This is a genomic window from Pseudomonas entomophila, assembly GCF_013523165.1.
Lineage (GTDB): Bacteria > Pseudomonadota > Gammaproteobacteria > Pseudomonadales > Pseudomonadaceae > Aquipseudomonas > Aquipseudomonas entomophila_A.
Genome location: NZ_JAAMQI010000002.1, coordinates 136,992 through 149,830 on the forward strand (window position 1 = coordinate 136,992; position 12,839 = coordinate 149,830).

Sequence of the window (12,839 nt, forward strand, 5' to 3'; positions counted from 1 at the left end):
TGTGGAACAAGGGTCTGTGCACGAATCCGCAAGCGAGTGGGCAGACGTGACGGACAGACGGTGACGATGTCCTGACGTCCAGGCACTCACGAGAACGCCCTCGAGTGCTGGACGCCTGAGCAGAACTGTTTTACCCGCAACGGGTCTGAACGCCATCTTCCCGGGCATCGTGCTGTTCCCGTAGGACCGTCTGGCGAACCTGATACGTCAGGAGCGCGAGAGGGCAAGAATCGACTTAGGGTGAAATGAAATGGCGGGCAGCAGTTTTTTTGCGTTACTGGATGACATCGCGGCGCTACTGGATGACATCTCGCTGATGAGCAAGGTCGCTGCGAAAAAGACGGCCAGTGTCCTGAGTGACGACTTGGCCGTCAATGCCGAGCAGGTGACGGGGATGAAGGCGGACCGCGAATTGCCCGTGGTCTGGGCCGTGTTCAAAGGCTCGCTCAAGAACAAGGCGATCCTGGTGCCCTGTGCGCTCCTGCTCAGCGCCTTCCTCCCGGCCGCCGTCAAGTGGCTGCTCATGGCAGGCGGTGTCTACCTGTGCTACGAAGGCTACGAGGCGATAAAGGACAAGTTTTCGCGCAAGGAGCAGGGCACGCAGGAGCCGAAAAAGAAGGCCGTTCCGCGAACCCCCGAAGCGCTTGCCGAGTACGAGAAGCGCAAGGTCAAAGGTGCCATCAAGACTGACTTCATCCTGAGCGCCGAGATCATCGTCATCACCCTGAACGTCGTGGCCGAAGCGCCGCTGTATCAGCAGATCCTGACCTTGATCGTGATTGCGGTCGCCATGACCGTGGGCGTGTATGGCGTGGTGGCAGGCATCGTTCGCCTCGACGATGCCGGGTTCGCGCTCGCCAAATCCAAGGCCCAGGGCCTGTGGGGCAGGATGGTCAGGAAAGGTGGCCAGGTCCTGGTGTCGGCAGCCCCGCTGTTGATGAAGGCCCTGTCGTGGATCGGGACGGTTGCCATGTTCCTGGTCGGCGGGACGTTCGTGGCCGAAGGCATCGCGCCACTGGAGCATGCCGTCGAGGCCGTGGTCGCAGGCAGTGGAAGCTGGGGCGCGGTCGTCAAGATGGGCCTGTTTGGCGTGGTGGGGATCGTGTCGGGCTTCCTGGCAGCCGTGGCGGTGGGCGGCGTGTCCTGGGTGCGTGAGCGCGCAGCCCGTTGATCGCAGGCCCGGGCCCATGGCCTGGGTTGCCTTGCCGACCTGGCGGATCGATGCTCAGCCCCCTGTGGGAGCGGGCTTGCCCGCGATGCAGGCGGTGATGAGGCGGACGCTATCGCGGGCAAGCCCGCTCCCACAGGCCCATGATGGCCGGTCCAACCACGGTGTGGTCCTGCCCGCTTACCCTGTTCTCTACGCGACCACAGGACGCCGAAGTAGCGGGCAGACGCCTTAGAACTGCACCTTGACCAGCAGGCTCGCGGTGTTCTGGTCGGTCTCGAAGGCGCTGCTGTCCTTGATCCCGTACTTGTTCTTCCAGTAGTCGTACTCGAAGCCGACGTACAACTGCTTTTCACCCAGCTTCAAGGCCTTGCCCAGGTCGTACTTGATCTGCGGGTTGAAGTGCAGGTTGGCCTGGTAGGTGCCACGGCTGTTCACGTCGTTGTCGACCACCCAGTCCATGTAGCCATCGATCAGCACGTCCGAGCGGCCGACGGGAATCGTGTAGGACCAGACCGGGGTGATCTGCCAGACGTTGTCGCCCGGGCGGCTGCCATCGGTGGTGCGATGGTAGAAGTTGACCTGGAACCAGTCGAAACCAGGCACGGCGAGGTCGAAGCCGGGGCCGATCAGGTACGACTCGACGTCGCCTTCGCCGAACTCGTAGGTCATCGCCAACAGCACGTCCTTGACCGGGCCGAACGCGAGCTTCTGGTCGAAGATCTTGTTGAACGACAGGCGCGGAGTGATCTCGCCGTACAGCGTGCTGCGGCCGTTGCCCGAATCCTTCTTGCCGTTGTAGAAGATGCGGTCGACGAACACGAAGTTGTCGCCGTACTTCCAGGCGTCGGCGTGCTCGAAGGTAAAGGTCTGCTGGATCTCGGGGTTGACCTTGAAGTCGTGGCCGTACAGGTAGGTGAGGCTGTTGCCCTGCCACTGCAGCAGGTCGCCGGCAAGGCTGGTGCCGGTGGTCAGCAGGCCGGCGGCCAGTAGCAGGCTCTGGGAGATGCGCATTGCGAAGGAAGCTCCGGGTGTCAGTGTCGGCGTTGGCGGCCGTATCGTTAGGGTATGCACACAGGCGTCTGCCCAAGCACTCAGGCAGAGGGCGACCGAGGCTTGGCATGCGACAGGATGCAGGGGTGTCCAGGGTTTTCGAGCGTCAGCGCAGCGCGCCTGCAAGCCAGGCTGCTCGAAGGGCGCGCAGGTTACTGAGTTGTTGAGAGAAGCTCAAGCGTTCGATCGTGGAAGTTGACGTCGATAACTTGAGCGATCGATCAAGTTCGGCCCATTCTTCAATGGGTTTGAAGTGGCCGATGACGAGAACGACGATGTCATCGTCCGCTTCGTATCCCTAAGACTCGGTTTTTATGGTCGTGCGCGCCAGTGACCAAAGCACCTCCCACATTGAACAGAAAGCCGGTTGCTTCACCTTTCGAGAGCCACGTGTAAGCCGCCGACAGATGAGCGCCACTGTTACTCCGCTCGTCTGCCTGCACCTGGGTGACGAGGGCAGCGTAGTGGCGGCTGCCCTCCATCGAAATCCTGCTGTTGCCATGAGAGGCCAGGTTCGTGTTGACGTACTGGACGGATCGAGGGAAGGGTTCCAGGCGCTCGACCGGGTAGGCGGAAAAGGCAGCATCGAGCACCTGTCGCTCGGGGGACATGTGAAGGGCAGGCTTTCGCTTGTAGAAGAGCGCCTGCCGGGCGTCTTCCAGTTGCGTGGCGATGTACGCTTTTTTCTTCAGGACAATCGGCACTGAGGTCTTGAGCCCACTGGTCATGAGTGTCTTGATCAGTGGGCGTACAAAGGGGGTGTTGAATACTCTTACCCTGCCGCTGGGATCTTGATGATTGACAGGGTCGTTCGCACAATACGCATAGGCATTGATGCCACCTGCGCCGAAGGGGCTCAGTACGTCTGCACTGAGAAAACGCCGTAGCGCAGGCTGATAGGCTCTGTGTCCGTTGCCCAGCAGATAGCCTCCGATGGCAGCGTCGAACAACATCCCTGTAAAGCCGACGGCCGATGGTGGCGAACACGAGAAGACATGGCCATAAGGCGTATAGATCATGCGCTGCGTCGTCTGCGCCGAGACTATCGCATGCACGGAGTTCTGCAGGTCGACCTTGAGCAGTCCGTTGGCCTGTGCATGCGAGTGCTGGGAAAGCCATGAGCCTTGGTGCTGCATCAGGTGCAGATGCCTGGTGTCTTCCAGGAGTTCAGTGAGATGCTCGGCGCGATAGAACAGCACACGTCGATGTTGAGTTGAGGTCATAGATACGCTCTCCGGCAGCAGAGCGTGTACTGTGAGCCACCCCCGTGCACCTGAACAACTGACAAAACTGTCAGTCGTCCAGGCCGCGACCTGGAGGGCCTGGCGCGTGGATTACCGTGTGTGCACGCACCGCCCGGCCGCATACGTCTCGCGCACCACCCGGTCATCCCCCAGCGTCGTCAGCACGAACAGCGTCTCCTCGATGCTGCGCGACTGCTGCAGGCGGTAATCGAGCAGCGGCGTGGCCTTGTAGTCCAGTACCACGAAGTCTGCGTCATGCCCCGGCGCCAGGCTGCCGATGCGATCCTCCAGGCGCAGCGCACGCGCGCCACCCAGGGTCGCCAGGTACAACGACTTGAACGGGTGCAGGCGCACATCCTGCAATTGCATCACCTTGTAGGCCTCGTTCAACGTCGCCAGCAGCGAGAAGCTGGTACCGGCCCCCACGTCGGTACCCAGGCCCACGCGCACGCCGAAGCGCTCGGCCTGGGGCAGGTTGAACAGGCCGCTGCCCAGGAACAGGTTCGAGGTCGGGCAGAAGGCCACCGCCGAGCCGGTCTCCGCCAGGCGCTGGCATTCGGCATCGCACAGGTGCACGCCATGGGCGAACACCGAGCGTTCGCCCAGCAGCCGATAGTGGTCGTAGACGTCCAGGTAGCCGCTGCGCTCGGGGTACAGGGCCTTGACCCAGTCGATCTCCTTGAGGTTCTCGGACAGGTGCGTGTGCAGGTACACGTCGGGGTATTCCTCGAGCAGGCGGCCGGCTGCGGCCAGTTGCTCGGGCGTGCTGGTGGGCGCGAAGCGGGGGGTCACGGCGTAGTGCAGGCGGCCCTTGCCGTGCCAGCGCTCGATCAGCGCCTTGCTGTCGTGGTAGCTGCTCTCGGCCGTGTCGGTCAGGTAGTCCGGCGCGTTGCGATCCATCATCACCTTGCCGGCGATCAGGCGCAGGTCGAGCCGCTCGGCCTCCTCGAACAGGGCCTGCACCGATTCAGGGTGCACGCTGCCGAACACCAGGGCGGTGGTGGTGCCGTTGCGCAGCAGTTCGCCGAGGAACAGCCGGGCGACCTGGTCGGCATGGGCCTTGTCGGCGAACTGCCGCTCGCAGGGGAAGGTGTAGGTCTCGAGCCAGTCGAGCAGCTGCTCGCCGTAGGCACCGATCATGCCCGTCTGTGGGAAATGGATGTGCGTGTCGATGAAGCCGGGGGTGATCAGTGCATCGGTGTAGGTGACCACCTGGGTATCCGGCGTCAGGGTCGGCAGCAGCTCGCTGGCTGGGCCGACGGCGCTGATCCGGCCTTCGTCGACCACCAGCAGGCCGTCATCGAAGTAGGCGTAGGACGCGTCCAGGCCGACCTCGCTGGGGTCGGCCAGGCTGTAGAGAATGGCGGCGCGGTAGGCGGTGCGGGGTGTGCTCATGCGGCTCTCGTCTGTCAGAAAAAGTGCAGCGTCGTAGGCCCTGTCCTCAGACGAGGCAGGGCACGTTCGACGCGGGCCATGGGTAAGCGTACCAGACCCGCAACGGCTCGCGCCGCCGGGCATCAAGTGCGCTACAATTGCGCCCCTTCGCCCAGCCCCATGACCCTTAAGGACCCCCATGACGTTCAAGGCGCCGGACAGCCTCTGCGAACAGATCGCCCGCCACCTGGCCGAACGGATCATCCGTGGCGAACTCGCGCCTGGCGAGCGCATCCAGGAACAGAAGGTCACCCAGGCCCTGAACGTCAGCCGCGGCTCGGTGCGCGAAGCGCTGTTGATCCTCGAGCGGCGGCACCTGGTCGTCATCCTGCCACGCCGCGGCGCCCACGTGACCGTGCTCGACGCCCACAGCGTGCGCAGCCTGTGCCACATGATGGGCGAGCTGTACATCCTGCTGGGCAACGCCGTGGCCGCCCGCTGGCGCACCGACAGCGACCTGCTGCCGTTCCTGGCGGTGCAGCAGCGGCTGGTGCAGGCCTGCGCGCGCAGTGACATCGAGGCCTTCGTCGCCGACAGCTTCGCGGTGATGCGCACCGCCTACCCGTTCGCCGACAACCTGTACCTGCAAGAGACGGCCGAGAACCTGCAGCCGGCCATGAGTCGCGCCTACCACCTGGCACTCGCGCAGCGCCAGGCGAGCATGGCCGATTTCGTCCAGCTGTTCGACGACCTGCTCGATGCCGTGCTGCGGCGCGACACGGCGCGCATCCGCGAGGTGCTGGTGACCTATTGCACACGCAGTGGCGACCTAGTCATCGCTGCCTTGGCCGCGGGCTGACCGATGCGCCTGAAATGCATTCGCCTGGCCGGCTTCAAGTCCTTCGTCGATCCGACCACGGTCAACTTCCCCAGCAACATGGCCGCCGTGGTCGGGCCCAACGGTTGCGGCAAGTCCAACATCATCGACGCCGTGCGCTGGGTGATGGGCGAAAGCTCGGCGAAGAACCTGCGCGGCGAGTCGATGACCGACGTCATCTTCAACGGCTCGACCAGCCGCAAGCCGGTCAGCCAGGCGAGCATCGAGCTGGTGTTCGACAACAGCGACAACACGCTGGTGGGCGAGTACGCGGCCTATGCCGAGATCTCCATTCGCCGCAAGGTCACTCGCGACGCGCAGAACACCTATTACCTCAACGGCACCAAATGCCGGCGCCGGGACATCACCGACATCTTCCTCGGCACCGGCCTCGGCCCGCGCAGCTACTCGATCATCGAACAAGGCATGATCTCCAAGCTGATCGAGGCCAAGCCCGAGGAGCTGCGCAACTTCATCGAGGAGGCGGCCGGCATCTCCAAGTACAAGGAGCGTCGCCGCGAGACCGAGAACCGCATCCGTCGCACCCAGGAGAACCTGGCGCGCCTGACCGACCTGCGCGAAGAACTGGAGCGCCAGCTCGAGCGCCTGCACCGCCAGGCCCAGGCTGCCGAGAAGTACAAGGACTACAAGGCCCGCGAGCGCCAGCTCAAGGCCAGCCTGTCGGCGTTGCGCTGGAGCGCCCTGGACGAACGGGTTCGCCAGCGCGAGGCGGTGATCCTGGATCAGGAGGTGGCGTTCGAGGCGCTGGTGGCCGAGCAGCGTAACGCCGATGCCAGCATCGAACGGCTGCGCGACGGGCATCATGAACTGTCCGAGCGTTTCAACCAAGTGCAGGCGCGCTTCTATTCGGTGGCAGGCGACATCGCCCGTGTCGAGCAGAGCATCCAGCACGGTCAGCAGCGCTTGCGTCAGTTGCAGGACGACCTCAGGGAGGCCGAGCGCACGCGCCAGGAGACCGAGTCGCACCTGGGCAACGACCGCGCCTTGCTGGCCAGCCTGGCCGAAGAGCTGGAGATGCTCGAGCCGGAGCGCGAGCTGAGCCTGGCCGCTGCCGAAGAGAGCGCGGCCACCCTGGAGGAGGCCGAGCACGGCATGCAAGGCTGGCAGGCCCAGTGGGACGACTTCACCGCCCGCTCGGCCGAACCACGTCGCCAGGCCGAAGTGCAGCAGTCACGCCTGCAACAGCTCGAAGCAGGGCTCGAGCGCACTGCCGAACGCCAGCGCAAGCTGGGCGAGGAGCGTGATCAGCTCGGTGCCGACCCGCAGGACGCCGTCCTCCTCGAACTGGCCGAACAGGTCGCCGCCGGCGAGGCTTCGATCGAAGCGTTGCAGATGGCCGAGCAGGAGACGCTCGAGCAGCTCGAGCAGGTGCGCGAGCACTGGCGCGAAGGCAACGAACGTCGTCAGCAGCTGCAGGGCGATCTGCAACGCCTCGGGGGCCGCGTAGCCTCCTTGGAAGCCTTGCAGCAGGCTGCGCTGGAGCCGGGCGCCGGTACCGCGCACTGGTTGCGGCAGGCGGGGCTGGAGCAGCGCCCACGGGTGGCCACCGGCCTGCGCGTCGAACCGGGCTGGGAGCAGGCGGTGGAAACCGTGCTTGGCGCCGACCTGCAGGCAGTCCTGGTCGATGACCTGGCCAGCCTCGACTACGCCAGCCTGGCGCAGGGCGAGTTGCGCCTGGTGACGGCGACGGCTGCCGGATCGGCGCCGGCCGGCAGCCTGCTCGACAAGGTCGAGAGCGCTGTCGATCTGTCTGCCTGGCTGGGCCCGGTGCGCCCCGTGGACAGCCTGGAGCAGGCCCTGGCCCAGCGCGCCGGCCTGGCCCAGGGCGAAAGCCTGGTCAGCCGCGACGGTTACTGGGTCGGTCGGCAGTTCCTGCGCGTCAGCCGCGGTGACGATGCCCAGGGCGGCGTGCTGGCGCGCGGTCAGGAGCTTGAACGCCTCATTGCCCGGCAGCTGGAGCAGCAGGCGCACCTCGACCAGCTCGCCGAACAGGTGCAGGCGCTGGGCGAGCGTCAGCGCGAACATGAGGCGCAGCGCGAACACCTGCGTCGGCGCAATCAGGAAGAAAGCCGCCAGCTGGGCGAGACCAAGGCGCGACTGTCCGCCGTGCGCGCCCGTGCCGAGCAGGTGGCGCTGCGTCGCCAGCGCTTGCAGGAAGAACTCACCGACGTGCAGGAACAACGTGCCCTGGAGCATGAGCAACTGAGCGAGGCCCGGCTGCTGCTGCAAGACGCGCTGGAGCTCATGGCCCAGGATACCGACCAGCGCGAACAGCTGCTGGCGCACCGTGATGGCCTGCGCGAGGCCCTCGACCGAGCCCGCCAGGACGCCCGTCAGCACAAGGACCATGCGCACCAGCTCGCCGTGCGCCTGGGCTCGCTGCGGGCCCAGCATGACTCCACCCATCAGGCCCTGGAACGCCTGGAACAGCAGGCTGCGCGCCTGCTCGAGCGGCAGGAGCAACTGAGCCTCAACCTGGAGGAGGGCGAAGCCCCGCTGGAAGAGCTGCGCCTCAAGCTCGAGGACCTGCTCGAGCAGCGCATGGGCGTCGATGAAGAAATGCGCCTGGCGCGGTTGCACCTGGACGACGCCGACCGCGAACTGCGCGATGCCGAGAAGCGCCGTACCCAGGCCGAGCAGCAGGCTCAGTTGCTGCGCGGCCAGCTGGAGCAGCTGCGCCTGGAGAGCCAGGGGCTGGACGTGCGCCGCAAGACCCTGCAGGAACAGCTGCTGGCCGACGGCTACGATTTGCACGGGGTGCTGGAGACCCTCGACGCACAGGCCAGCGAGGAGGGCACCGAGCAGGAGCTCGAACAGCTCGACGCGCGCATCCAGCGCCTGGGTGCGATCAACCTGGCGGCCATCGACGAGTACCAGCAACAGTCCGAGCGCAAGCGCTACCTCGATGCCCAGGACGCCGACCTGGTCGAAGCGCTCGACACGCTGGAAAACGTCATTCGCAAGATCGACAAGGAAACCCGCAATCGCTTCAAGGATACCTTTGATCTGATAAATGCAGGTTTACAGGCACTTTTTCCAAAAGTTTTCGGTGGCGGCAGCGCTTATCTGGAACTGACGGGCGAAGATCTACTCGATACTGGGGTGACGATCATGGCGCGTCCGCCGGGCAAGAAGAACAGCACCATCCATCTGCTGTCCGGTGGCGAGAAAGCCCTGACCGCGCTGGCACTGGTCTTTGCCATCTTCAAGCTCAACCCGGCCCCGTTCTGCATGCTCGACGAGGTCGATGCACCGCTGGACGATGCCAACGTGGGGCGTTACGCCCGGTTGGTGAAGGAGATGAGCGAAACCGTGCAGTTCATCTACATCACCCACAACAAGATCGCCATGGAGAAGGCCGATCAGCTGATGGGGGTGACCATGCACGAGCCAGGCTGTTCGCGGCTGGTGGCGGTGGATGTGGAAGAGGCGATGGCCTTGGTGGACACCTGAGGCGCGAGAAGAAGCGTGCAAGTGGCAAGAATGCCACTGACATGTCAGACAGACGGTGAAACTTACCGTGGGTCGTGCTAGCTTTATGTCACCTGTTTTAAACGTGGGAAAACGCCTGCCAGAACAGCGAGTTGGCGCCACGAGTTAAAGGGCTTTGAAGCCTTTGTTTCCAAGCACATTTTTTTACAGAGGCACGGAATTACATGGAAATCGGTCTGCGCGAGTGGCTGATCCTCATCGGCGTCATCGTCATCGCCGGCATTCTGTTCGATGGCTGGCGCCGGATGCGCGGCGGCAAGGGTAAATTGAAGTTTCGTCTGGACCGCAGCTTCTCGAACCTGCCCGAAGAAGAGGGCGGCGCCGAGGTACTGGGCCCTTCACGGGTGCTGGACAAGCAGCGCGAGCCCGAGCTGGACGAAAGCGACCTGCCGTCGATGAGCGCGCCGGCGCGTGAACGCGATCACAAACCGGTCAAGGCGCCCAAGCGCAAGGAGAAGGTGGTCGAGAGCGCGCCAATCGCCGCGTCACGTGAGGTGCGTGAGCCGGAACTGTTCGCCGACGATCACGACGACTATGCCGACGAGCGCCGTGGCACCGGCTTCGTGTCGGCCCAGGCGGCGCCTGCCAGTCATGCGCCTTCCCAGGCGCCGGCCAAGGAGCTGCCACCGGCCGAGGAAGTGCTGGTCATCAGCGTCATCTCCCGTGACGAAGGCGGTTTCAAGGGCCCTGCGCTGCTGCAGAACATCCTGGAAAGCGGGCTGCGCTTCGGCGAGATGGACATCTTCCACCGCCATGAAAGCATGGCCGGCAACGGCGAGGTGCTGTTCTCGATGGCCAACGCGGTCAAGCCGGGCGTCTTCGACCTGGACGACATCGACCATTTCAGCACGCGGGCCGTGAGCTTCTTCCTCGGTCTGCCGGGGCCGCGCCATCCCAAGCAGGCCTTCGACGTGATGGTCGCTGCAGCGCGCAAGCTGGCCCACGAGCTCGATGGCGAACTGAAGGACGATCAGCGCAGCGTGCTGACCGCCCAGACCATCGAGCACTACCGCCAGCGCATCGTCGAATTCGAGCGCCGCGCGTTGACCCAGAAGCGCTGAAGGTGACGCGGGCTCGCCGGGGCGGGCCCAGCCGTTAACAGACAGGAAAGCAGCTTCGGCTGCTTTCTTGCTTTTGCAAGAGAAGAACCTAGACATGACTGCCGAATCCAGAATCCTCGAACTGCGTGACGCCATCGCCCAGCACAACTACCGCTACTACGTGCTCGACGAGCCCAGCGTGCCGGATGCCGAGTACGATCGCCTGTTCAACGAACTCAAGGCGCTCGAGGCCGAGCACCCCGACCTGGTCACCGCCGACTCCCCGACCCAGCGCGTCGGTGGCCAGGCCCTGGCGGCGTTCAGCCAGATCCGCCACCAGATCCCCATGCTCAGCCTGGGCAATGCCTTCGAAGAGAGCGACCTGCGCGAGTTCGACCGGCGCGTGGTCAGCGGCCTGGACTTGCCCCATGCCGGTTCGGCCGTCGACTACAGCTGCGAGCCGAAGCTCGATGGCCTGGCGGTCAGCCTGCTCTACCGCGACGGGCAGCTGGTGCAAGGGGCCACCCGCGGCGACGGCACCACCGGCGAAGACATCAGCGCCAACGTGCGCACCGTGCGCAACATTCCGCTCAAGCTGCACGGCAGTGGCTGGCCGAGCGAGCTGGAGGTGCGCGGCGAGGTGTACATGAGCAAGGCCGGGTTCGAGCGGCTCAACGCCAGCCAGGCCGAGGTCGGCGGCAAGACCTTCGCCAACCCGCGCAATGCCGCTGCCGGCAGCCTGCGCCAGCTCGACTCGAAGATCACCGCCAGCCGGCCCCTGGAGTTCTGCTGCTACGGGGTCGGTCACACCTCGGCCCCGGTCGCCGACAGCCACATCGACACCCTCGAGACCCTCAAGACCTGGGGCCTGCCGATCAGCCGCGAGCTGCGCCATGCCGCCGGCATCGACGAGTGCCTGGCCTACTACCACGACATCGGCGCACGGCGTGACGCGTTGCCGTACGAAATCGACGGCGTGGTGTTCAAGGTCAACAGCCTGGCCTCGCAGCGCGAGCTGGGCTTCCGCTCGCGCGAGCCACGCTGGGCTCTGGCGCACAAGTTCCCGGCGCTCGAAGAGATCACCGAAGTGCTCGACGTCGAGTTCCAGGTCGGCCGGACCGGCGCGGTCACCCCCGTGGCACGGCTCAAGCCGGTCAAGGTCGCCGGCGTCACCGTGTCCAACGCCACCTTGCACAACATGGACGAGATCGGCCGCCTGGGCCTGATGATCGGCGATAGCGTGATCATCCGCCGCGCGGGCGATGTGATCCCGCAGGTCATGCAAGTGGTCACCGAACGCCGCCCCGACGACGCCCGCCCGGTGCACGTGCCCGAGCAGTGCCCGGTGTGTGGCGCCCAAGTCGAGCGCACCCAGCTGGTCAAGCGCAGCAAGGGCCGGGAAACCACCAGCGAAGGCGCGGTGTACCGTTGCGTCGGCCGCCTGGCCTGCGCCGCCCAGCTCAAGCAGGCGATCATCCACTACGTGTCGCGCCGCGCCATGGACATCGACGGCCTGGGCGAGAAGAGCGTCGAGCAACTGGTCGACCAGCACCTGATCCGCTCGCCGGCCGACCTGTACCGCCTGACCTTCGACCAGGTGGTGGCCCTCGAAGGCTTCGCCGAGGTGTCCAGCAACAAGCTGCTGGCGGCGATCGAGGCCAGCAAGCGCCCGAGCCTGGCCCGCTTCATCTATGCCCTGGGCATCCCGGACGTCGGCGAGGAAACCGCCAAGGTCCTGGCCCGCTCCCTGGGCAGCCTCGCGCGGGTCCAGGCCGCCTTGCCCCAGGTGCTCACCTACCTGCCGGACATCGGCCTGGAAGTCGCCTACGAGATCCACAACTTCTTCGACGACGAGCACAACCGCAGCGTCATCCAGCAACTGCTTGACTGCGGCCTCACGCTCCAGGACGAAGGTGAGCTGGGCGCCGAGTTCGCCGCCAGCACCAGCCTGGCCGGCCTGATCGCCAAGCTCGACATCGCCTCGGTCGGCCCGACCGGTGCCGAGAAGCTCGTGGCCCGCTTCGACAGCCTGGACGCGATCATCGAGGCCGACGGCATCGACCTGCGTCAGGCCCTTAACACCCGCCAGGCCGACGCCGTGCGCGCGTTCTTCCGCGACGAGGCCAACCAGCGTCTGGCCCATGCCCTCGAAGCCCAGCTGCGCGACTTCGGCATGCACTGGGCGAGCGAGAAGAAGACCGCCGAAGGCCTGCCCCTGGCCGGGCAGACCTGGGTGCTGACCGGCTCGCTCGAGCGCATGAGCCGCGACGTGGCCAAGGACAAGCTTGAAAGCCTGGGGGCCAAGGTATCCGGCTCGGTGTCCGGCAAGACCCACTGCGTGGTCGCCGGGCCCGGCGCCGGCTCGAAGCTGACCAAGGCCAATGAACTGGGGCTCGACGTGCTCGACGAGGACGCCTTCGTGCGCTTCCTGGAAGGGCAGGGCATCGCCGTTTGACGGGCCTGCGCGACAAGTCATTGAGAAATGATGGGTTTTTCTCGACGCAGAGGTTGTAAGTTCTGCCCAGCGCGGTACAATGGCGCCGCTTGTCGCATGACAAGTGGCGTCGTGG

8 protein-coding genes are annotated in these 12,839 nt (G+C 65.2%); 5 read left to right on the top strand and 3 right to left on the bottom strand.

Annotation, left to right across the window (positions count from 1 at the left end; genetic code table 11):
- The first annotated feature begins 250 nt into the window (after positions 1–250).
- Positions 251–1,171 (top strand): DUF808 domain-containing protein, encoded by a 921-nt coding sequence (locus G7Z99_RS02430; protein ID WP_181091704.1) that lies wholly within the window; start codon positions 251–253, stop codon positions 1,169–1,171.
- Between the two features lie 228 nt (positions 1,172–1,399).
- Here the strand turns inward: G7Z99_RS02430 and G7Z99_RS02435 are convergent, their stop codons facing one another.
- From G7Z99_RS02435 to guaD, 3 genes are all read right to left on the bottom strand, one after another.
- The gene (locus G7Z99_RS02435) at positions 1,400–2,182 is read right to left on the bottom strand and encodes an outer membrane protein OmpK (protein ID WP_181091705.1); all 783 of its coding nucleotides are present in this window, start codon (positions 2,180–2,182) and stop codon (positions 1,400–1,402) included.
- A 317-nt stretch (positions 2,183–2,499) separates the two neighbouring features.
- On the bottom strand, positions 2,500–3,444 hold the full coding sequence (locus G7Z99_RS02440) for an RHS repeat-associated core domain-containing protein (protein ID WP_181091706.1): 945 nt from the start codon (positions 3,442–3,444) through the stop codon (positions 2,500–2,502).
- Positions 3,445–3,555: 111 nt separating this feature from the next.
- Positions 3,556–4,860 carry a guanine deaminase gene (gene guaD, locus G7Z99_RS02445; protein WP_181091707.1) on the bottom strand — a complete coding sequence of 435 codons (1,305 nt, stop codon included), beginning with the start codon at positions 4,858–4,860 and terminating at the stop codon, positions 3,556–3,558.
- A gap of 178 nt (positions 4,861–5,038) precedes the next feature.
- Between guaD and G7Z99_RS02450 the strand changes: the two genes are divergently transcribed.
- The 4 genes from G7Z99_RS02450 to ligA all read left to right on the top strand — a co-directional run bounded on the left by G7Z99_RS02450 (position 5,039) and on the right by ligA (position 12,724).
- Positions 5,039–5,698, top strand: coding sequence for a GntR family transcriptional regulator (locus G7Z99_RS02450; protein WP_181091708.1), 660 nt, complete (start codon positions 5,039–5,041; stop codon positions 5,696–5,698).
- Between the two features lie 3 nt (positions 5,699–5,701).
- Positions 5,702–9,190 carry a chromosome segregation protein SMC gene (gene smc / locus G7Z99_RS02455; RefSeq protein ID WP_181091709.1) on the top strand — a complete coding sequence of 1,163 codons (3,489 nt, stop codon included), beginning with the start codon at positions 5,702–5,704 and terminating at the stop codon, positions 9,188–9,190.
- Between the two features lie 203 nt (positions 9,191–9,393).
- On the top strand, positions 9,394–10,290 hold the full coding sequence (zipA, locus tag G7Z99_RS02460) for a cell division protein ZipA (RefSeq protein ID WP_181091710.1): 897 nt from the start codon (positions 9,394–9,396) through the stop codon (positions 10,288–10,290).
- 94 nt (positions 10,291–10,384) lie between these two features.
- Complete coding sequence (gene ligA / locus G7Z99_RS02465) at positions 10,385–12,724, top strand: NAD-dependent DNA ligase LigA (RefSeq protein ID WP_181091711.1); 2,340 nt, start codon at positions 10,385–10,387, stop codon at positions 12,722–12,724.
- The last annotated feature ends 115 nt before the right edge of the window (positions 12,725–12,839 follow it).